Source organism: Cryobacterium levicorallinum (genome assembly GCF_004402405.1).
Taxonomy (GTDB): domain Bacteria; phylum Actinomycetota; class Actinomycetes; order Actinomycetales; family Microbacteriaceae; genus Cryobacterium; species Cryobacterium levicorallinum.
In genome coordinates this window covers 127,749-148,567 of record NZ_SOFE01000001.1, presented here as the reverse complement: position 1 = coordinate 148,567, position 20,819 = coordinate 127,749, and the positions used below count along the sequence as shown (strand labels likewise).

The following is a 20,819-nucleotide window of genomic DNA, read 5'->3' as shown; positions in this document are numbered from 1 at the left end:
CGCCCGCCGGCCGGTAAGCGCTGGCTACGGCACCAGCACGATCTTGCCGACGTGAGTGGATGCTTCCAGCCGCCGGTGCGCATCTGCTGCACTCGCAAACGAAAACCGGCCGTCGATCACCGGTCGGAACTCGCCCGACGCGATCCACGGCCAGACCGCCGACTCCAGGGAACGCAGAATGGCGATCTTTTCGGCCAGCGGCCGCGATCGCAGGGTGGTGCCCCAATAGCGGGCGCGCTTCTGCATGAGGCGAAACGGGTCGAACGTGGCCGGTTCGCCGCTCTGGTTGGCGAGCACCATGATGCGCCCGTTCACCGCGACCGCCTCGATATTGCGCGCCGCATAGGCGCCGCCCATGATGTCGAGGATCACGTCGGCGCCGTGCCCGTCGGTGGCGGTGTTGATCTCGGCGACGAAATCCTGCTCGTGGTAGTTGATCAGAATCTGTGCCCCGAGGCTCGCGCACGCGGCGAGTTTCTCGGCGGATCCGGCCGTCACGGCCACACGGGCGTCCATGAGTCGGGCGAGCTGAATGGCGGTCGTGCCGATTCCGCTCCCGCCGCCGTGCACGAGCAGCGTCTCGCCGGGCGCGAGTTCAGCGCTCATGAACACGTTCGACCAGACCGTGGCGAGGGCTTCCGGCAGGGCCGCGGCGTCGATGAGGTCCATCGACAGTGGAACCAGCAGTGCCAGATCTTCGTGCACCACGGCTTCGGTGGCATACCCGCCGCCGGCGAGCAGCGCACACACCCGGTCGCCGACGCCGAACCGGGTCACGTCCTCGCCCACCTCGATGACCAGACCAGACACCTCCAGCCCCGGCCACTGCGGCGCGTCGGCCGGCGAGGGGTAGTGGCCCTGCCGTTGCACGATATCCGCACGGTTCACACCTGCCGCAGCCACCGCCAAACGGATGTCGTAGGCCCCGACAACGAGATCGGGCACCGTCGTCAGGGTGAGAGCTTCAGGACCACCGGGAGAGTTCACGATAATTGCGCGCATGCTCGCAGCCTACGCGTGGGGTACGACACGACCAACGGCGCCGAGGTGTCGGGCGGGCATCCGCTTCACCGATGCTTCGCCCCTATCGGGACGGCAGAACTCGGCGCATCATGGAATTGCGGCTCACGACTCTGACCGCTGAACAGGAGATTCTCATGAGTGCGACCGTTCTGCCCCCCATTGACCGCTGGTGGCCGCACCTTGACATCGACTTCAAGCACGAGATCCTGGCGAACCTGGATGCCCCTTTGAGCACGGAGGCGTTGGACGAAGTGGCCCGCCTGTGTGACGCGACTATCGAGCCAGGCCCGGCCGCCCTCTCCGATAGTGAGAAGGAATACATTCGCACCCAGATCGAAGTCGTCGACTGACGAAGACTCGAACTACCCGTGCCTCACTGCGTGAGCGGTGGCGGAGCGCCCGGCCCGAATGATCAGCACGATCAAAGCGAGCAGACTGGCGGCGCTAACGACGTAGAGCAACATGCCCCAGGGCGCGTGGTCTGCGCCCGAGACTAAAAAGGTGTCAGCGAGCGACATGCCAGGCCCGAAACCCGCGAAAAAGTGTCCGGGAGCTGCAAATACCAACAGCACCAGGTAGGCCGCGACCACCGGCCCGACCCGGCTGTTCATCCGTATGATCGTCACCAGCAGAACGACGGTGGCGAGCACGATTCCGCTCATGCCCCAGGCGAGAACCCAGTTCGCGGTGAGCGGCTGATCCGCGCGCGCCATCTCAGCGCGGATCTGCCCGAGCGTGGCGCCCGGAACTGCCGCCAACGGATTCCACACCAGAATCTGCAGGGCGCCCACAATCGCGTAGGCGGCCGCGGCCGCGAAGCCCGCGGCAGCCGCCACGACGGCGCGGCGCGGTTGCGGTTTCACGGTGTTCTCCATGCCGCCAGCGTACCGATCATTCGGGCGCGGCCCGACCCTCCGAAGTTGGTGACGAACGGTGACCCTGGTCCGGCCGGATCAGCGCCGGAAGGCGAGTGCCGCGGCCCGATCGGCCTGCACATTTGCCCGGTGAAGTTCCTGATGGCCGGCCAGTTCGGGGCGACGGCGAATAATCAGCCAGACGACGCCGAGCCCGATGAACCACACCGGCGTCACGAGCAGCGCCTGCAGGGTATCGGCCTTCTGGGTGAGCGCCCAGATCAGGAAGACGAAGAACGCGAGCAGGACATAACACATGTAGACGCCGCCGGGCATTTTGAACTTGGAGGCCGCGTGCAGTGCCGGGCGACGCTTGCGGTACACGATGTAGCTCACCACGATGATGGACCACACGAAGATGAACAGTACCGATGCCATGGTCGTCACCACGGTGAACACGGCAATGATCGACGAGCTCGCATACAGCAGAACAGCGGATACGAGCAAAAACATGCAGGAGAACAACAGCGCGTTGGCGGGCACCCGGTGGCGGCTCAGGCGTTGAAAACGCCCCGGTGCCGTACCCTCGACCGACAGCCCGAAGAGCATTCTCGATGTGGAATATAGGCCGGAGTTCGCGGAGGATGTCGCGCTGGTGAGCACGACGAAATTGATCACGGCTGCGGCCGCGCCGAGCCCCGCGAGGGCGAACATCGCCACGAACGGGCTCACATCGGCGGTGACCTCACGCCACGGAGTGACCGCCATGATCACGATCAGGGCCAGCACGTAGAACAGCATGATGCGAATGGGGATCGAGTTGATGGCCTTGGGAAGGTTCTTCTCCGGGTGCTGCGCTTCGGCGGCCGTCGTGCCCACGAGCTCGACCCCGAGGAACGCAAACACGGAGAGCTGGAAGCCTGCGATGAACCCCATCGGACCGGTCGGAAACATCCCGCCGTCGTTCCACAGGTTGCTGAAACTCGCCGGCGTGCCGCCGGGGGACTGGAACTTTGTGAACACCATCACGAGCCCCACGATGATGAGCGTGACGATCGCGACGATCTTGATCAGCGCGAACCAGAACTCGGTCTCGCCGAACGCCTTGACGCTCGTGAGGTTGAAGCCAAGCAGAATCAACACGGCACCGAGGGCCGGAATCCACAGCGGCAGATCGGGCCACCAGAAGCTCGTATACAGCGCGATCGCGATCAGCTCGGCGATGGCGGTCACGATCCAGCAAAGCCAGTACGTCCAGCTCGTGAAGAAGCCGGCCCACGGCCCGAGCAGGTCCCCAGCAAAGTCGCTGAATGACTTGTAGTCGAGATTGGAGAGCAACAACTCGCCCATGGCCCGCATGACGAAGAACAGCATGAAGCCGATGATCATATAGACGAAGATCACGGACGGCCCCGCGAGGGAGATGGTCTTTCCTGAGCCCATGAACAGGCCCGTTCCGATCGCGCCGCCGATGGCGATCAGCTGGATATGACGGTTCGAGAGCGATCGGGCCAGGTGTGGCTGCGTGTTCGGGGCGGGTCGAGTGTTGGTTTTCAATTGCGACATCGGAGTTACTTCCTTGTAGTCCAGGCGATTGACAGAGCGTCGGGTTCTTTCGAACTCTGAGACAAAGCGGGCAGCGGATGCCAGGGCCGGCCGATAGGCCCGCGCCCGGCATCCGCTACGCAGCGCTGCTAGAGCAGCACGTTGAAACAGCGCTGCAGAGCGCTTTGAAAACAGCGCTCTCAGACCAGCGCGGGCTCGACCCGACTGATCAAATCGGTCCAGTCCGCGAGCGGCAGGTCGAGGGCCACGCTGACCGAACGGTTCGTGATCTTTCCGGCGGCGATATTAAGCCCTCCGGCGAGGGCGGCGTCCCGCTCGAACGCGGCGCGCACGCCCCGGTCGGCGATTGACAGAGCGTAGGGCAGGGTGACGTTCGTGAGTGCAAGGGTTGAGGTCTGCGGAACGGCGCCGGGCATGTTGGCGACGCAATAGAAGATCGAGCCGTGCACGGGGAACGTGGGGTCCTCGTGAGTGGTGGCGTGGGTGCCTTCGAAGCAGCCGCCCTGGTCCACCGCGATGTCGACGAGCACCGAGCCCCGCTTCATGCGCGACACGAGCTCGTTGGTGACGAGCTTTGGGGCCTTGGCGCCCGGGATCAGCACGGAGCCTATTACGAGGTCGGCCTCGGTCAGCGAGCGGTCGATCTCGTAGGCGTTGGAGGCGATGGTCTTGAGACGTCCGGCGTACAGGGCGTCGAGTTCGCGCAGACGGTCGATGTTGATGTCCAGGATGGTGACGTCCGCGCCCATGCCGAGCGCCATGGCGGCGGCGTTGGAGCCTGCGACGCCGGCGCCGATGACGGTCACCTTGGCGGCGCGCACTCCGGGTACGCCGCCCATCAGCATGCCGGGGCCGCCGCCGGGGCGAGTCATCGACGCGGCGCCGACCTGAACGGCCAGGCGTCCGGCGACCTCGCTCATCGGGGCGAGCAGGGGCAGCGTGCGGTCGGCCTTCTGCACGGTCTCGTAGGCGATGGCGGTGACGCCCGCCTCAAGCAGGGCGGCGGCGAGAGCGGGCTCGGCGGCGAGGTGCAGGTAGGTGAAGAGGATCAGGCCCTCACGAAAATACGCGTACTCGGCGGTGACCGGCTCTTTCACCTTGAGGATCATGTCGGCGCTTGCCCACACCTCGAAGGCGCTCGGGGCGATCACGGCACCGGCAGCCATGTAGTCGGCGTCGGCGAAGCCGGAGGCGATACCGGCGCCGGCCTGCACCAGCACGGTGTGGCCGTGCAGCTTGGCTTCGTGCACTCCGGCGGCGGTGATGGCCACACGGAATTCGTTGTTCTTAACTTCGGTGGGAACACCAATGATCATGGGGAACTCCTGTTCCTGGTAGACGCAGGCCGATCGACTTTGGTCGGCGTAAGAACGATAAGCCCGGGTTTTCGCGGCTCTCCCGGCGGGGCGGCCGGGCAGCGGATGCCGTGGGCTGGTCCTAGCACGCCTCACCACCTCAAATTTGCCGCCTTTACAGGGGTTCTTCGCTGTCGCCGCCGGGGTCCGATGTGTCCCACTCGGCAGACACCCCGCGGCCGACTCGACATTTGTAGCGTCACGGCTCGTTGATTGTCGCCAGGCGTCCACACGGCTCCGTAGGATTGAAGCTATGACAGCGGCCGATATCGACCAGGCGGTAGTTATTATCGCTGCCCATCTGGGCCGTGCTCTCTCGCTCGAAGACCTCGACGGCGGGCTGCTTGCGTATAGTGCGCATCGCCCTACGGCTGACCGCGTGCGCACGAATTTTCTGCTGAGCAAGCTGGTTCCGCCCGACGTCAGCGCCTGGCAGCTGAGCCACGGTATCGCAACGGCGGTAAAACCGGTTCCCGTTCCGGCCAATGCCGATCTCGGAATGTTGGGCCGCGTGTGCGTGCCGCTGCTGGCGCGTGGATTCCGGGTGGGCTATCTGTGGGTCCTCCAGCTCGACGACGAGCAGACGCCGGAGTCCATTCTGCGTGAGTTGGGCATCATTCGCCCGGAGCTGGATGCCCTCGCGGAGATGCTTCTCAACCGCTCGAGCGCGGATTCTAACGGGCGTCTCGCCAGCGAAGGGCAATTTCTCGCCGCCTGTTTGGGCGACCGCGACGCCGTGGTGGCGGTGGGCGGTTGGCCATTCTTGCACGGGCGCGGACCCTGGCGTCTCGCCACGCTGCTGGAGCGCGGTGACAATGTTCAGCGCAACCCTGCCGAGAGTGGTCTGCTGCACCGGCTCTCCGCACTTCACTCCACTCTCGGCATTGACACCGTGCTGTTCTCAGCCGGCACCGAAACGCATGCCGTGCTGCTGCTGCACGACGAGATCGACGGCTTCGACCAGTCCGAGGTTCTGAGACGGTTCGAGCTCGAAGTCGCGCGCCGTGGGGGCCAGGTGGCGGCGCCCGCTCTGCTTGGGCTGAGCGAACCCTTCACCGACCTGCGCGGGCTGCCGGGCGCTTACGCCGAGGCGCGGAGCGCCGTGCAGGCGGCTCGGGTGGATGCCCAACTCGGCAGGGTCGTCTCGTTTCGCGCGCTGGGGGTCTACCAATTTCTGGCCGTTGTGGGTCGAGAGGTGTCGGCGTTCGAGTCATCGCTGTTCTCCGAGTTGAGGGATCTCGACCGGAACGGGGAACTGCTGCCCGTGCTCGAGCTGCTCTACGACAAGGACGGTTCCGTGGCCGAGGTCGCCGAGCACCTGCACCTGCATCGAACCAGTGTGTACAACAGGCTGCGGCGCATCCGTTCTCTGCTGGGTGTTGACCCACTGGGTGGGCATGCTCGTCTCGAGCTGCACCTGGCCCTCAAAGCCGCCCGCTGGGCTGGCCGACCCCGCCTGTAACGACCGGTGTGGTCTCCGGTGTTGCGGTAGACGCGGGGAACGTGCGCACCAACGCCGTCGGCCTGGCTTCATCGACACTCCGCTGGTGCGTTCCTCGCTCAACGCTGAGGCGATCGCCGCCTTCGAAGCCTGGGGAATCCCTGCACCCGGCTTGTACCTATGGCGTGATTCTCGCGCTAACGCCGTCGGCGGCGCGACGCAGCCAGGGGTCGCCGTCGTGCGCCCAACGTTCGAGGGTGGCATCCGCTCTCAAACGACTCGGCCCGCTGAGCGCCCGCACCATGGGGAGCACGACGTCGAGGGTGAGCGGATCGACCAGCTCCGGCAGGACCGCGCCGCGTAGAAACCCCTCAATGCGGGTGAGATCGGTGTTGTCGAGTCGGGTCACGTTGGATTGCAGCAGCACGATGGCGGCGAGGCGGCGTTCGAAGACCGGAACCTTCCACAATTCAGAGCTCAGCGCCGTTACTTCGTCGTGCGTCATGTTCTTGTATCGGCGGGCCAGATCGCGGATGGTGCCGCGCACGGCGCCGACCGAGGCGCCGTAGAACTCCAGTTCGGTCCCGAACCGAGCCCGCGACTCGGCCGCGCGTTCCCAGGTTGCTTCGTACTGCAGCGTGCGATCCACGAAATCGTCGGCGTCGCTCATCCTTCTATTCTGCCTCGCCCAGGCTGGGCACGCCCCCGCTCAAGCTGCCGCGCTCCCGCACGATGTTCCCGCTCGTGAACTGCTCAGTGCACCAGCGCCAGCAGCAGCGCGACGGATATGAACAGCAGGCCGAACAAGCGGTTGAGAATGAGCTGGCCGCGAGTGGTGTTCGTGAAGCGCTGAAACGATTTGGCCGCGACCGCGAAGAAGAACCACATCACCACGATGTCAATCAGCACCACTGTGACGGTCAGTACCAGATACTGGGGGAGCAGCGGCTGCTCCGGCTGGATGAACTGCGGCATGAACGCGAGGAAGAAGACGAGAGCCTTGGGGTTGAGCAGGTTGACCCACAGACCGCGGCGAAACATCGACCAGGCGAGTTCCCTGGCTCGCGGTGCAGCCAGGTCTCGAGACGGGTCGGGTTTCTGCAGAATTAAACGGATGCCCAGAAACACCAGGTAGGCGGCCCCGGCATACCGAATGACGTTGAACAGTACGGGTGAGCTGGTGACGAGCACCCCAACGCCGAGCGCCACCACGATCACGTGCACGACAAGCGCCGCCTGCTGCCCGAAAATTCCCCAGATCGAACGGCGAAATCCGCTGGTGAGCGAGTTGTTCATGGTGTTGATCGCGCCAGCGCCGGGGGTGAAGCTGATCAGCACGCCGGCGCCCACGAGGGCCAGCCATAGGGAAAGTTGCACATGTCAGCGTAGCGCGGGTACGGCGGATGCCTCCGCTTGCGTCACCAGCGAAGACACTGGCCCAGGTCGGTGTGGTCGGCACCTCACCTGATGCTGTCGAAACAGCGTTGAACGCCTGCTAGGTGCACACCACTCGATAGCCGCAGCAATGCATTCGTTATAAAAATAATGCATTATTTTGGTTGAGAGCATATTTTTTTTGATAGCGTTGTTCTGGATGAACTTGACGCAATGCTCGTCACGTTTCGCCTAATCAATGACGATAAGGAAGAAACAATGCAACAACATACCCGTAAATCCCGCCTGACCGGGGCAACGGCCATCGCGCTCGGAGTCGTCCTCGTTCTCGGGTCCTGTTCATCCGCCCGCGGGTCTGCCGCGTCGGGCGGAGACGAGGACGAGGTCTACACGATCGGCTTCTCCCATGTGACGACGACGAACACGCCCAAAGGCGCCGCCGCCGAGAAATTCAAGGAGATCCTCGAGGCATCCTCGGATGGCCGCATCGAGGTCGAGCTGTACCCCAACTCTTCGCTGTACGGCGACAAGGATGAGCTGCAGGCCTTGCAGTCCAACAGCATCCAGATGATCGCCCCGGCGAGTGCCAAGTTCACCACTCTCGCCCCGCAGCTGCAGCTGCTCGACCTGCCATTCCTGTTTGAGAGCAGCGAGGACATCGCAGAGATCGCCTCTCGTGACTCCGTCGTGGGCAAGGCGATCTTCGAGAACGAGGACCTGCGCGCGGCGAAGATTAAGCCGCTCGGCCTCTGGGACAATGGCTTCAAACAGATGGGGGCCAACGTTCCGATCCGGGCCGCAGCGGACATGGCCGGGCTGAGCTTTCGCATCCAGCCGGCCGATGTGCTGGTGAGTCAGTTCGAAACCTGGGACGCCATCCCCTCTATCCTCGCCTTCGCCGAGGTCTACAGCGCGCTTGAACAGGGCGTCATTAACGGTCAGGAGAACACCTGGTCGAACATGGAAACGCAGAGCATGCACACGGTTCAGGACTTCATCACCGAGTCCAACCACGGCTACATCGGCTACATTCCGGCTATCAACAATGACTTCTTCGAGTCGCTGCCCGACGACCTCCAGCAGCTTGTTCTCGACGCTGTCGACGAATCCAGTGTCTACAACCGTGAGATCGCGGCCGAGGTGAACGAAGAGGCCAAGCAGGCGATCATCGCCGAAGGGTCGACCGAGATCATTCAGCTGACCGACGCGGAGCGCGATGCCCTGATGGCAACGGTCATCCCGAGCGTCTGGGAAGAGTATTCCGAAGTGCTGGGCCCGGACATCGTGGCCGAACTGCTCGCCAACCGCGACTAGCCATCGCCCTCGTTTTTCACCCGTCGGCACGGGTTTCGTCGTGCTGCCCTTCAACTTAAGGACGCCCCCATTATCAGGTTTAGCCACGCTTTGACTCGGGTGGAAAACTTCCTGGTCTGCACCTGTCTGGCGGTGGCAACGCTCGTTGCCATCGCCCAGGTGCTGCTCAGGGCCATCTTTAACATTCACCTCTGGTGGGGTGAGGAGACCATTGTTTACCTCATCATCTACTCCACCTTCCTCGGTGCCATCATCACCCTGCGCCACAACGAACACATCGCCGTGAAGGTCTTCGAACCGTTCCTCGGCAGAATCGGCCGTCGCCGGATGGACATCCTCGGCATTCTGGTCACCATTGCCTACCTCGCCATCGTGGGCTTCTTTGCGTGGCTGCTGCTCTTCGAACCGTTCTCCACCTCCACGGTCACCCCCACGCTCAAACTGCCACTGTGGGTGGTCGAATTCTCTGTTCCACTGGGATTCACGCTGATGCTGCTGCGAGCGATTGAGATTCTGGTGCGACTCATCCGGGGCCTGCCGGCATCCGTTGACGGAGACAAAAGCGAGTTCGAACGAGAAGAAGAAGCGCTCGGCCTGGGAGAAGGGGAGGCGAAACTGTGATCGAAGGACTGCTGGCCCTCCTGGTTATCTTGTTTGCCCTGTTGCTCACGTCCGCACCCATCGCGGTCGCCATGGGGCTCACATCATTCATCTACTTCTACTTCTTCACGGCCATCCCGCTCACCCAAGTTCCCGAGCGGCTCTTCAACGCGCTCAATGCGTTCCCCTTGATGGCGATCCCCTTTTTCATCGTGGCGGCGAACCTCATGAGCCGCGGCGGAATCAGCAAGCGTTTGATCGCGGCCTCCAATGCCCTCGTGGGTCAGTTCCGCGGCGGCCTGGCTATGACGGCCGTGCTCGCCTGTATGTTCTTCGCGGCCATTTCCGGCTCGAGCCCGGCGACCGTGGTGGCCGTGGGAACGCTCATCATTCCGGCCATGATCAAGAGCGGCTATGGCAAGGACTTCTCCACCGGGCTCGTCACGACCTCCGGGTCGCTCGGAATTCTGATCCCGCCGTCGATTCCGCTCATCGTCTATGGAATCTCCACCGAACAGTCGATCGGCGACCTGTTCGTCGCCGGCATCGGGCCGGGAATCATGGCCGGAATCGGGCTGCTCATCCTCGCCGTGGTCATCTCGAGACGCAGAAAATACGGCATGGGCCTGAATGCCATCCGCATGAGCAAATACGAACGCTTCACAGCCCTGCGCGACGCCTCACTCAGCCTGTTTCTGCCTATCTTCGTGCTCGGCGGCATCTACACGGGGATCTTCACCCCCACCGAAGCCGCAGCCATGGCCGTGTTCTACGCCCTGATCGTATCGATTTTCGTGTACAAGGAGATCAAGCTCAAGGACCTTCCATCGATTCTGATGGCGTCCGCGCGAACGTCGTCGATGGTGATGTTCATCGTGGCCTCTGGAATCCTGTTCTCGTTCGTGCTCACGGCCGAACGCATCCCGGGCCAGGTGAGTGAAGCTCTGCTCGCGTCAGAGCTCACCCCGGTGATGTTCCTGATTATGGTGAACGTGCTGCTGCTCGTTGTGGGCATGTTCATGGAGACCTCGAGCGCCATCCTCATCCTGGCCCCGGTGCTGCTGCCGGTGGCGATGGAACTCGGCGTCGACCCGATCCACTTCGGCATCATCATGGTGCTCAACCTGGAGATCGGCATGATGACTCCACCGCTCGGACTCAACCTGTTCGTCGCGAGTGGGCTCACGGGAATGAATATCCTCCGAGTTGCGAAGGCGGCTATGCCGAGCGTTGGCGTGTTGTTGATCGCCCTCGTCATCGTGACCTTTGTACCGCAGCTCTCGACCTTCGCGCTCTAAGTTGACGCCTGGGCCACCCGACTCAATCGGGCGGCCCGGGTGTCACGTCAAGTGCCGCCGCGCTTGTTCGCTCGTCGAAGTGTGCGGCGAGCAACTCGCCGGCGTGCTCGACGTGCGCCTGCATGGCCACGCGAGTGGCCTGTGCGTCATGGGAACGGATGTCCGTCAGGAGCTGGGCGTGATCGTTCGCCGTGGCCTCGGGCCAGCCCGGAATGCTGGAATAGAACTTCCGGGGCACATACCGCGTCATCAGGCCGAGCGCCCAGATGATTTTGGGAGCACCGGCGATCAGGTTGATTTCTCGGTGGAAGGCGTGGTTTTTCTCCTCGAGCAGCTCGAGGTTGCCGCGCGCGGACGCCGCGATCAGCTCGTGGTGCAGGGCCTCGAGCTCGGCGAGATCTTCGGGAGTGGCGGCGACGGCGGCCCGTGCGGCGAGCTCGCCCGCGATCAGCGCCTGCACGGTGAACAGGTCCCGAACGTCTTGCCCGGTGAGCACGGCTACCTGGAACCCGCGCCGCGGCACGAGCTCGAGGAAACCTTCCACCCGCAGCGCCTGCAACGCCTCGCGTGCCGGCGTGGTGGAAATGCCGAGTGCCGCGCCGATGGTCTCGGCGCGCACGGCCGTGCCGGGCGGCAACTCACCGGACATGATCATGCCGCGCACGTAGCCTGAGGCCTCATCGCTCAGCTGGGGGCGCGCGCGGGTCGAGGGGCGGCGGGAGGCCATCGCGGGTCCTTTCTCGGGCAGGGTCACTCCTAAGTTACGGCATCACCGGGGCCGAGCCAGGGTCACGATGCTTGGTTCAGAGGGCGAGCCCGAGCTCAGCCAGGATCTGCTCGGTGTGCTGCCCGATCGCCGGCACCGGGTCCATGCGAAACCCGGTCTCACGGCTCGTCACTGGCGGAATCAGGCTGCGCACCGGCCCCACCGGTGAGTCGACGTTCTGCCATCGGCCGCGTTCGGCCAGCTGCGGGTGCGCCGAGAAGTCGTGCATGCTACGTAGTTGCGCGTTGGCGATGTTCGCGCGGTCCAGTCGAGCGAGCACCTCCACGGAGGTGAGGGTGGTCAGCACCTCGAGGATCACCGCGTGCAGCGCTGGCCGGTTCTGCACCCGCAGGGCGTTGCCCAGAAAATTTGGGTGCGCTCCGAGAATCGGGCGTTTCAGCACATCAGTGCAGAATGCTGCCCATTCGCGCTCGTTCTGGATACCAAAGAAGACCGTGCCGTCCGCGGTATCGAACGGGCCGTAGGGCGCGATCGACGCGTGCTGTGCGCCGTTGCGCTGCGGGGGAGTACCGCCGTACTCGGCGAAGAAGTAGGGCTGCTGCATCCACTCGCCGAGCGCCTCGAGCATCGATACCTCGAGCACGTCGCCGCGCCCGGTCGTGGCGCGCTGCAGCAGCGAGGTGAGGATTCCCGAGAAGGTGTACATGCCGGCGCAGATATCCGCGATGGAGACGCCGACCTTGGCAGGGTCCTCGGGTGTGCCAGTGACGCTCAGCAGGCCGGCTTCGCACTGCACGAGCAGGTCGTAGGCTTTCTTCTGCTCATAGCTGCCGCCGCGGCCGTAGCCCGAGATAGAGGCGTGGATGAGCCGCGGGTTGAAGGCGAGGGCCTCGTCGGGTCCGAGACCGAGCCGTTCCACAGCCCCCGGAGCGAGATTTTGCACCAGCACGTCGGCGCGGCTGACCAGTTCACGCAGCACGGCCAGGCCCGAGTCGCTCTTCAGATCGAGCACGATGCTTTCTTTGCTGCGGTTGAGCCACACGAAGTAGCTCGACATGCCGTGCACGGTCTCGTCGTAGCCGCGAGCGAAGTCTCCGGTGTCCCGCTCCACCTTGATCACTCGAGCGCCGAGGTCGGCGAGCTGCCGGGTGGCGAACGGCGCGGCGACGGCTTGTTCGAGGGAGACGACCGTGAGCCCGGCCAGCGGCAGCGCGCGCATCCCCTAGTTCTTTTCGAGCGTCGCCGGCAGACTCGCCTCGTTCGGTCGGGTGTCCTCCAAGTCGGGCAGGTGCCCCTCGCGGTAGACCATGAACGTGCGCTGGTAGCTCATCACGATGACGCTGTTCTGGTTGTAGCCCTCGGTCGCCACGGTCACGAGGCCTAGGGTGGGGCGCGACTTCGAGGCGCGCGTAGCCAGCACCTTGGAACGCGAGTAGATTGTGTCGCCCTCGAAGACCGGGCTGGGCATTCGTACCTCGTCCCAGCCGAGGTTGGCGAACACGTTCATCGACAGGTCGATCGTGGACTGCCCGGTGACGAGCGCGAGGATGAAGGTGGAGTTCACGAGCGGCAGCTTGTACTCCGTGCGTAGCGCGAAGTTGCTGTCGATGTGCGTCTTGGCCACGTTTTGCGTCATCAGCGTGAACATCTGATTGTCACCTTCGGTGACCGTCTTACCCAACGGGTGGTAGTAGATATCGCCGACGGCGAAGTCTTCCCAGAGGCGTCCGGTCCAGCCCGCGACGACGCGTCCGGTGGATTCGGGGGTCAGGGTGTGCTCGGCCATGAGTCGATCTCCTTGTACAGAATATATTATCTATTAGGGGTATTTTCTGCGAGAAACACAGACAAGTCAAGCTATTTGCTTCCTCAAAGCACGACAAATACCTCTGGCGCCGGTTTAATATATTATGTACTCTATTAACGTCCGGTCCGCCCGATACTCGACAAGGAGCCCTCATGACAGACCTGCTCGACACCGCACCGGCCACCCGGCAGGCCTCGCCGGGATTGTCGCTCGACGAAATTCGCCAGTTCACCAGGGACCTCTGCGCCGGCTTCCCCGACGAGTATTGGCGCCAGAGCGACCGCGACCGCAGCTACCCGCAGGAATTCGTGGAGACCCTCACCCAGGCCCGCCTGCTCAGCGCCCTCATCCCTACCAAGTACGGTGGCCTCGGCTACTCCCTCACCCAGGCCAGCGTGATTATGGAGGAGATCAACCGCTCCGGCGGCCATTCCGCCGCCTGTCACGCCCAGATGTACATCATGGGCGCGCTGCTACGCCACGGCACAGCAGCCCAGAAGGCCGAATATCTGCCGGAGATCGCGGCCGGCCGGCTGCGACTGCAGGCGTTTTCGGTCACCGAGGATGTCGCTGGTTTGGACACCACGAGCATCCTCACCCGCGCGGAGGCCGATGGCGATGATTTCGTGATCACCGGCCACAAGAACTGGACCAGCCGCATCAACGACTCCGACCTGGCCATGGTGCTGGCCCGCACGAGCGACCGGGGCGCCGACAAGACCGTGGGCCTCACCCTGTTCCTCGTCGACCTGCGCAAGGTTCGTGCCGAGCAGCCGCATACCCTTGTAACCATCCCGGTGCGTACCATGTTCAACTACGCCACCAACCAGGTGCACTACCGCGGCATGCGGGTGCCCAAAAGCGCGGTGATCGGTGAGGTCGACCGCGGCTTCCGCTACGTACTGGACGGCTGGAACGCCGAGCGCATTCTGCTGTCGGCCGAGGCTATCGGCGACGGCTACTGGTTCAGTGCCCGGGCCAGCGCCTACGCGAACAGCCGCGAGGTCTTCGGCCGCCCGATCGGCAGCAACCAGGGCGTGCAGTTTCCCATTGCCGACGCCTACATGAAGGTGCGCGCGGCCGACCTGATGCGCTACGAAGCCGCCCGCCTCTTCGACGCTGGCGCGCCGTGCGGCGCCGAGGCCAACATGGCCAAGCACCTCTCCTCGGAGGCCAGCTGGGCCGCCGCCAATGCGTGCCTCGACACCCACGGCGGCTACGGCTTCGTGGACGAGTACGACGTGGAGCGCAAGTTCCGCGAGACACGCATGTTCCAGACCGCTCCGGTGAGCAACAACCTGATCAAGAGTTTCGTGGCCACCAAGGTGCTCGGCCTGCCCCGCTCATACTGAGCGTCACCGGTCTCGTGCCGATCAATCCAGGAGACACTATGTCCCGTACCACCACGGCTAGCGCCGTCACCGCCCTGTTCGTGCCCGGCGACCGGCCAGAGCGCTTTCGCAAGGCCACCGGTTCAGCGGCCGACGTCGTGATTATCGACCTCGAAGACGCCGTCGCGCCCGAGTCCAAAGCGAATGCCCTGGCCGCCATCCTTGAGCACCTTGCCGCCGGCCCCGACCCGGTTCGCGCCCTCGTGCGCGTCAACGCCGCGGGGGCTGTGAGCTTGCCCGCGGAGCTCGCAGCTCTCCGTGACCTCGCCGCGCGGCCCGGCCACGGGTTGCTCGGTCTCGTCGTGCCCAAGGCCGAAAACCCCGAACTGCTCCGCGAGGTCGCGGCCGCGTTTGCCGGGGTTGCCGGACCGCCGCTCGCGCTCGTGGCGCTGATTGAGTCCGCCGCCGGCGTGCAGAACGCGCCCGAGCTGGCCCGGGTGCCGGGCGTGACTCGGTTGGCCTTCGGCGCCATCGACTACGCCCTCGATATTAACGCCGGTGCTGGCGACCGCGTGCTCGACTACGCCCGGTCGGCTATCGTCGTCGCCTCGCGCGCGGCCGGCCTCGAAGCGCCGCTTGACTCGCCGAGCGTGCAAATTAGTGACACCGGGGCAGTGACCGATTCGGCTGCCCTCGCCCGGCAGTTCGGCTTCGGCGGCAAGCTCTGCATTCACCCCGCCCAGCTCGAACCGGTGGCGGCCGCGTTCCGCCCCACGCCGGCCGAGATCGACTGGGCACGCAGCGTGATCGGCGCCACCGGGGGTGCAGCTCAGGTGAACGGACAGATGATCGACCGCCCGGTCACCGTGCGGGCCGAGCGCATCCTCGCCCGCCGCGGGGCAGAAGCCGCGCAAGCGTGAACGTGTCCGGGCGGTGCGCCCAGTACAACGTACGGCATCCGTCGCCCTGGCCAACGAACCGCGCGTCAGTCGTTGGCGATGTCGAAAGGGTCGGCGGGCGGCTTGCCGGTGTAACGCGCGTTCAGCGCAATGAAGCTGCGCGACACGTGATGCTCAAGGGCCAGCCCCGCAGCTTCGGCGTCTCCGGCGCGCACGGCTTCGAGCATCGCTCGGTGCTCGGCCTCGGAGTCCTCGGCCGGTTCGGGGGAGTCGAGCAGCAAGTCCCACGGGAATACTCTCCAGAGAGCATCGATCTCTTCGACCAGGCTGGGGATGCCGCAGCGCTCGTAGAAGAAGAAGTGGAAGCGCTTATTCAATTGGCGGACGGCATCCGAATCGTGACGGGCAGTGGCCGCGTTCAGTTCGTCGAGCAGCAGTTCGACCTGGCGCAGTTCGAGCGGCGAAAGCCGGATCGCCGCGCGCCGCATGGCGTAGCTCTCGGTGAGCCGACGAATAATATAAGTCGCTTTGGCCCGCTCGAAATTGATACCGGCCACCCGCACTCCGCGCCGAGGTTCGCTCACCACAAGGTTCTCGGCTTCGAGGGCGCGCAGCGCCTCGCGCACCGGGGTGATGCTGCTGCTGAACTGGCGGGCTAGTTCATCTTGGGGCAGCTTTGCGCCGCGGGGCAGATTACCGCTGAGAATCAGGCGCCGGAGTTCGTCGACGATCTGATCCCGCTTTGTGGGGGGCGCCTCGGTCATTCCCATCATATTTCCTTGCATTTTTCGCGGGGTGGCGGTCAAAGGCCTCACTCTATCCGAACCGCATCCACCGGACGAGGGGTAGATGCCTCCGTTTCAGAATGATACATTATTTAGAGAATCATGCATTTTATCGTCAGCGTTGAAGGTTGAATATGTCCCAGACTCTGCCCCTCGAGGGCATCACGGTGATCTCCTGCGAACACGCCGTGGCTGCTCCCCTGGCCACCCGCCACCTCGCCGACCAGGGTGCCAGGGTGATCAAGATCGAACGTCTAGGCACAGGCGATTTCGCCCGCAGCTACGACGAGACGGTGAACGGGCTGTCCAGCCACTTCGTCTGGCTCAACCGCAACAAGGAGAGCCTCGCCCTCGACCTGAAACGGCCAGAGGCCCTGGCGATAATGCACGAGCTGCTTGCCACCGCCGACGTCTTCGTGCAGAATCTGGCACCGGATGCGGCGGCTCGCCTCGGTCTCGGCGCCGCCGAGTTGCGCGAGCGCTACCCGACCCTGATTACCTGTTCCATCAGCGGATATGGCAGTAGTGGTCCCTACCGAGACGCTAAGGCCTATGACCTGCTGATTCAGAGCGAGGCCGGACTCGTGGCGATCACGGGCACCGCGGAGGCTCCCGCCAAGACTGGTATTCCGACGGCGGATATTGGCGCTGGCATGTACGCCCTCTCCGGAATTCTCACCGCCCTGTTTCACCGCGAGCGCACCGGTGAAGGGTCAGAGGTCGAGGTGAGCCTCTTCGATTCCGTGGTCGAGTGGATGGGCTTTCCCCTCTACTACACCGAATACGGCGGAACCGCCCCGGCCCGTGCTGGCACCAGCCATGCGTCGATCGCCCCCTACGGCACGTTCCGGGCCGGAGACGGCGTGGACGTCGTGCTCTCGGTGCAGAATGACCGCGAGTGGGCGTCGTTCTGCGCCGGTGTGCTGGAACGGCCGGATCTGATCAACGACGAGCGCTTCGCCACCAGCAGTGTGCGCCTGACCCACCGCACCGAGCTGCATGCCGTGGTCGATGCGGTCTTCGCCGCCCACGATGGGCCGGAGATGGAACGCCGCCTCGCCGAGTCGACGGTGGCCTTTGCACGTCAGCGCGAAGTGAAAGACGTCCTCACTCACCCGCAGCTCAGCGCGCGAAACCGCTGGCGCACCGTCGAGACTTCGGCTGGACAAGTGCGGGCTTTGCTCCCGGCCGTGACCGTGGTGGGCCAGGCGGTGCGCATGGACCGGGTGCCCGACGTGGGTGCCGACACCCGGTCGATCCTTGGCGCCCTCGGCTACAGCGCCGCCGCCATCGACGAGCTCACCGGCGCGGGCGTGCTGTGATGGCTGAGTTCAGCTATGTCGATCAGTTGCCGCTCGGCCCCACCGACACCCCGATGCGCCGCCTCGACGTGGCCGGCTACAGGGTGCGCGGCAGCGGAGAAGAGGCCGTGCTCGAGGTAGACCAGTCCGCGATCGAGGCCCTCGCCGATGCGGCCTTTCGCGACCTGGCCCACTTTCTGCGTCCCAGCCACCTGGCCCAGCTGCGCCGCATCATCGACGACCCGGAGTCCTCGGCGAACGACCGATATGTGGCACTCGACCTGCTGCAGAACGCCAACGTCGCCTCCGGCGGAGTGCTGCCCATGTGCCAGGACACCGGAACGGCCATCATCTCCGCCAAACGGGGCCATCGCATCCAGACCGACGGAACGGATGCTCGCAGCCTCAGCCACGGCGTCTATCAGGCGTACCAGGACCTCAACCTGCGCTACTCCCAGATGTCCCCGGTCGATATGTGGACCGAGGCGAATACGCAGAACAACCTGCCGGCGCAGATCGAGATCGGCCTCGGGCAGGGGCTGGAATACGAGTTTCTCTTCATGGCGAAGGGTGGCGGCAGCGCCAACAAGTCCTTCCTCTATCAGGAGACCAAGTCGATCCTCGACGAGAAGAGAATGCTCGAGTTCCTGAAGGCGAAGATCGAAAGTATCGGAACCGCGGCCTGCCCGCCGTACCATCTCGCCGTCGTGATCGGCGGAACCAGCGCAGAATTCGCCCTGAAAACCGCCAAGCTCGCCTCGGCCCACTATCTTGACACCCTGCCCGAGCAGGGCAGCGACGCTGGACACGGCTATCGCGACCAAGACTTCGAGCAGAAGGTGTTCGAGCTCACGACCCAGCTCGGTTTCGGCGCCCAGTTCGGCGGAAAGTACTTCTGCCACGACGTGCGGGTGGTGCGCCTGCCGCGCCACGGCGGCTCGCTGCCCATTGCGATCGCGGTGTCATGCTCGGCCGACCGTCAGGTCCTCGGCCGTATCACCCCGGAGGGGGTGTTCCTCGAAGAACTCGAACGCGACCCGGCCCGGTTCATTCCGAGCACCGGGCTGGCAGAAATAACGGACGCGTCGGCATCCGTTGCCATCGACCTCACGGTGCCCATGGCGGAGATTCGCGCCCAGCTCAGTGCCTGCACGGTGAGCATGCGGCTCTCGCTGACCGGCACACTCATCGTGGGTCGCGACATCGTGCACGCGAAGATTCGCGAGCGGATTGCGCGCGGCGAGGGCGTGCCCGACTACCTGCTCAAGCACCCCATCTATTACGCCGGCCCGGCCAAGACGCCGGAGGGAATGCCGTCGGGGTCGTTTGGGCCAACGACGGCCGGCCGCATGGACGGCTACGTGGCCGAGTTTCAGGCGCTCGGGGCCTCGCTGGTGATGCTCGCCAAGGGCAACCGCTCCGCCGCCGTCACCGCCTCCTGCCACGCCAACGGCGGGTTCTACCTCGGCTCGGTTGGCGGCCCGGCCGCGCGGCTGGCGCAGGACTGCATCCGCTCGGTCGAGGTCATCGACTACGCCGAGCTCGGCATGGAAGCCGTCTTCCGCGTGGAGGTCGAGAACTTTCCCGCCTTCCTGGTGGTCGACGACAAAGGAAACGACTTCTTCCAGAAAGACGACCGCACCTTCGTGGGACTCAGCCCCACCCGCCTGCTGCCGTGATTGCTACGAAAGGCACCGACATGAGTACCGTCTCACACCGTCTCGCCGTCCACGCCGTGGCCGACCACACAGTGTCGCCCGAGCTTGCAGAGTGGATGCGGCTGCTGCTGCTCGACTACCACGCCATCACCGGCGGCGGGTTTCACCGCGACTCGGCGGTGGCTGCCCGCGCTGCCGTCGAAATATCGGAGCAGCCGACGGCCTTCTTCCCGGCCGCCCTGCACGGAGTGGATGGAGCTGGTAAGAGCGGCTTCGCCACGGTGGAAAGCGCCGCCCTGGTGAACGGCATCACCGCACACGGCCTCGAACTCGATGACACCTTTGAGGAGTCCTCGCTGCACCCCGGCGTCGTCATCTTCCCGGCAGTGCTCGCTCTCGCCAGCACGCGGCAGTCGCTCACCGGTGAGGTACTACGGGCCGCCATCGTGGGCTACGACGTGATGTGCACGGTGGGCGTGCTGCTCGGTGCCCGCGAGAGCTACGGGCGCGGCTTTCACCCCACGGGGGTGGCCGGCTGCCTGGGTGCCGCGGCGGCGGCGGCCCGGCTGCTCGGTCTCACGGTGGAGCAGACGGCGCATGCCCTCGGACTGGCGGCGAACATGGCGTCTGGTTCGCTCGAATTTCTGGCCGACGGCTCATGGACCAAACGGCTCAACGCCGGGCATGCCGCGGCCACGGGTATTCGCGCTGCGAAGCTCGCCGCCGCCGGATTCACCGCACCGGCCACGGCCATCGAAGGCCGAGACGGCTTTCTCGTGCAGTACGGCGCGGGCGTGGTCGAGGGCCGACAGCTGGCGCTCGAATTCGGCCGCAGCGCGCTCGACACCTCGATCAAGTTCTACCCCTGCTGCCGCTATATGCACGGCAACATCGATCTGCTGCGCGATATTCGCGAGCAGAACCCTGAGCTCGGCATCGACGATGTCGCACGCATCCGAGTCGGCGTGATCCGGGCCGGTGCCTCGCTCGTTTCTGAGCCCGCGGCACGCAAACTCGTGGTCAACACGCCGGTGGACGCCCAGTTCAATATGCCGTTCGGCGCGGCGGTCGCGCTCGCAACCGGGCGCGCCACTGTCGACCAGTTCGACGACGCACCTGCCGTGGCCGCGGAGCTCATGGAGTGGATGGAAAAGGTCGAGTGCTATCGCAGCGACTCGCTCGAGGCCGCATTCCCGGCTCGGTGGCAGGCCGAAGTGCAGGTTGTGCTCCGAAACGGAACCGTGATCGAGAAGAGCGAAAATTCCTTCCGTGGGGCGCCGGGCGACCGGGCAACCTGGGCCGACATCGTGCAGAAGGCGGAAGGGCTGATCGGGGCGCCCGCGGCGAAGGCACTGGCCGCAAGCGTGTCCGAGCTCGACGACTCCACAGTGCTCGGCGGAGGCGTAGCAGTGCCCAGAGATACCCTCACTGCCTCTCGTGCGTAAGTGATGCGCCGGCGCGAGTC

Annotated in this window: 20 protein-coding genes; 10 read left to right on the top strand and 10 right to left on the bottom strand. The window is 64.8% G+C overall.

Features of this window, described 5'->3' with window-relative positions; translation table 11 throughout:
* Positions 1-24: 24 nt before the first annotated feature.
* Entirely contained in the window at positions 25-1,002 is a 978-nt protein-coding gene (locus tag E3O11_RS00720; RefSeq protein WP_092448858.1) for an NAD(P)H-quinone oxidoreductase, read from the bottom strand.
* 155 nt (positions 1,003-1,157) lie between these two features.
* Between E3O11_RS00720 and E3O11_RS00715 the strand changes: the two genes are divergently transcribed.
* Entirely contained in the window at positions 1,158-1,373 is a 216-nt protein-coding gene (locus E3O11_RS00715; RefSeq protein ID WP_134495345.1) for a hypothetical protein, read from the top strand.
* Positions 1,374-1,385: 12 nt separating this feature from the next.
* On the opposite strand, the gene E3O11_RS00710 is transcribed toward E3O11_RS00715, so the two are convergent.
* From E3O11_RS00710 to ald, 3 genes are all read right to left on the bottom strand, one after another.
* A complete protein-coding gene (locus tag E3O11_RS00710; protein WP_241994603.1) occupies positions 1,386-1,898 on the bottom strand; it encodes a hypothetical protein in 513 nt (170 codons plus the stop codon).
* 78 nt (positions 1,899-1,976) lie between these two features.
* Positions 1,977-3,443 carry a D-serine/D-alanine/glycine transporter gene (gene cycA / locus E3O11_RS00705; RefSeq protein WP_092448856.1) on the bottom strand — a complete coding sequence of 489 codons (1,467 nt, stop codon included), beginning with the start codon at positions 3,441-3,443 and terminating at the stop codon, positions 1,977-1,979.
* Positions 3,444-3,622: 179 nt separating this feature from the next.
* Positions 3,623-4,759, bottom strand: coding sequence for an alanine dehydrogenase (gene ald, locus E3O11_RS00700; protein WP_092448855.1), 1,137 nt, complete (start codon positions 4,757-4,759; stop codon positions 3,623-3,625).
* Positions 4,760-5,051: 292 nt separating this feature from the next.
* On the opposite strand from ald, the gene E3O11_RS00695 reads away from it, so the two are divergent.
* Positions 5,052-6,260: a PucR family transcriptional regulator gene (locus E3O11_RS00695; RefSeq protein ID WP_092448854.1), complete on the top strand. Its 1,209-nt coding sequence runs from the start codon at positions 5,052-5,054 to the stop codon at positions 6,258-6,260.
* A gap of 157 nt (positions 6,261-6,417) precedes the next feature.
* Here the strand turns inward: E3O11_RS00695 and E3O11_RS00690 are convergent, their stop codons facing one another.
* Both E3O11_RS00690 and E3O11_RS00685 read right to left on the bottom strand, forming a co-directional pair.
* Positions 6,418-6,909 carry a DNA alkylation repair protein gene (locus E3O11_RS00690; RefSeq protein WP_092448853.1) on the bottom strand — a complete coding sequence of 164 codons (492 nt, stop codon included), beginning with the start codon at positions 6,907-6,909 and terminating at the stop codon, positions 6,418-6,420.
* Between the two features lie 83 nt (positions 6,910-6,992).
* The gene (locus E3O11_RS00685; RefSeq protein ID WP_092448852.1) at positions 6,993-7,616 is read right to left on the bottom strand and encodes a LysE family transporter; all 624 of its coding nucleotides are present in this window, start codon (positions 7,614-7,616) and stop codon (positions 6,993-6,995) included.
* Between the two features lie 276 nt (positions 7,617-7,892).
* On the opposite strand from E3O11_RS00685, the gene E3O11_RS00680 reads away from it, so the two are divergent.
* The 3 genes from E3O11_RS00680 (at position 7,893) to E3O11_RS00670 (ending at position 10,846) form a co-directional block, all read left to right on the top strand.
* Positions 7,893-8,948 (top strand): DctP family TRAP transporter solute-binding subunit, encoded by a 1,056-nt coding sequence (locus E3O11_RS00680; protein WP_166787444.1) that lies wholly within the window; start codon positions 7,893-7,895, stop codon positions 8,946-8,948.
* Between the two features lie 99 nt (positions 8,949-9,047).
* On the top strand, positions 9,048-9,569 hold the full coding sequence (locus tag E3O11_RS00675) for a TRAP transporter small permease (protein WP_158251701.1): 522 nt from the start codon (positions 9,048-9,050) through the stop codon (positions 9,567-9,569).
* A complete protein-coding gene (locus tag E3O11_RS00670) occupies positions 9,566-10,846 on the top strand; it encodes a TRAP transporter large permease (protein WP_198415523.1) in 1,281 nt (426 codons plus the stop codon). The genes E3O11_RS00675 and E3O11_RS00670 overlap by 4 nt, the downstream gene beginning before the upstream one ends.
* A gap of 22 nt (positions 10,847-10,868) precedes the next feature.
* Here the strand turns inward: E3O11_RS00670 and E3O11_RS00665 are convergent, their stop codons facing one another.
* The 3 genes from E3O11_RS00665 to E3O11_RS00655 form a co-directional block, all read right to left on the bottom strand.
* Entirely contained in the window at positions 10,869-11,573 is a 705-nt protein-coding gene (locus tag E3O11_RS00665) for a GntR family transcriptional regulator (protein ID WP_092448849.1), read from the bottom strand.
* Positions 11,574-11,649: 76 nt separating this feature from the next.
* Complete coding sequence (locus E3O11_RS00660; RefSeq protein ID WP_092448848.1) at positions 11,650-12,792, bottom strand: CaiB/BaiF CoA transferase family protein; 1,143 nt, start codon at positions 12,790-12,792, stop codon at positions 11,650-11,652.
* Between the two features lie 3 nt (positions 12,793-12,795).
* Positions 12,796-13,359 carry a MaoC family dehydratase gene (locus E3O11_RS00655; protein WP_092448847.1) on the bottom strand — a complete coding sequence of 188 codons (564 nt, stop codon included), beginning with the start codon at positions 13,357-13,359 and terminating at the stop codon, positions 12,796-12,798.
* A 173-nt stretch (positions 13,360-13,532) separates the two neighbouring features.
* Here E3O11_RS00655 and E3O11_RS00650 point away from each other — a divergent pair, with 173 nt between their 5' ends.
* Both E3O11_RS00650 and E3O11_RS00645 read left to right on the top strand, forming a co-directional pair.
* Complete coding sequence (locus E3O11_RS00650; protein ID WP_092448846.1) at positions 13,533-14,732, top strand: acyl-CoA dehydrogenase family protein; 1,200 nt, start codon at positions 13,533-13,535, stop codon at positions 14,730-14,732.
* Positions 14,733-14,770: 38 nt separating this feature from the next.
* Positions 14,771-15,631, top strand: a complete 861-nt coding sequence (locus E3O11_RS00645; RefSeq protein WP_092448845.1) for an HpcH/HpaI aldolase/citrate lyase family protein — start codon at positions 14,771-14,773, stop codon at positions 15,629-15,631.
* Positions 15,632-15,696: 65 nt separating this feature from the next.
* On the opposite strand, the gene E3O11_RS00640 is transcribed toward E3O11_RS00645, so the two are convergent.
* Positions 15,697-16,374 carry a GntR family transcriptional regulator gene (locus tag E3O11_RS00640; protein WP_194087756.1) on the bottom strand — a complete coding sequence of 226 codons (678 nt, stop codon included), beginning with the start codon at positions 16,372-16,374 and terminating at the stop codon, positions 15,697-15,699.
* 155 nt (positions 16,375-16,529) lie between these two features.
* Here E3O11_RS00640 and E3O11_RS00635 point away from each other — a divergent pair, with 155 nt between their 5' ends.
* The 3 genes from E3O11_RS00635 to E3O11_RS00625 are packed head-to-tail and all read left to right on the top strand — an operon-like array spanning position 16,530 to position 20,799.
* The gene (locus E3O11_RS00635) at positions 16,530-17,717 is read left to right on the top strand and encodes a CaiB/BaiF CoA transferase family protein (RefSeq protein ID WP_092448843.1); all 1,188 of its coding nucleotides are present in this window, start codon (positions 16,530-16,532) and stop codon (positions 17,715-17,717) included.
* Positions 17,717-19,375 carry a FumA C-terminus/TtdB family hydratase beta subunit gene (locus E3O11_RS00630; protein ID WP_092448842.1) on the top strand — a complete coding sequence of 553 codons (1,659 nt, stop codon included), beginning with the start codon at positions 17,717-17,719 and terminating at the stop codon, positions 19,373-19,375. Before E3O11_RS00635 ends, E3O11_RS00630 begins: the two co-directional genes overlap by 1 nt.
* A gap of 20 nt (positions 19,376-19,395) precedes the next feature.
* Positions 19,396-20,799: an MmgE/PrpD family protein gene (locus E3O11_RS00625; protein WP_092448841.1), complete on the top strand. Its 1,404-nt coding sequence runs from the start codon at positions 19,396-19,398 to the stop codon at positions 20,797-20,799.
* Positions 20,800-20,819: the final 20 nt, after the last annotated feature.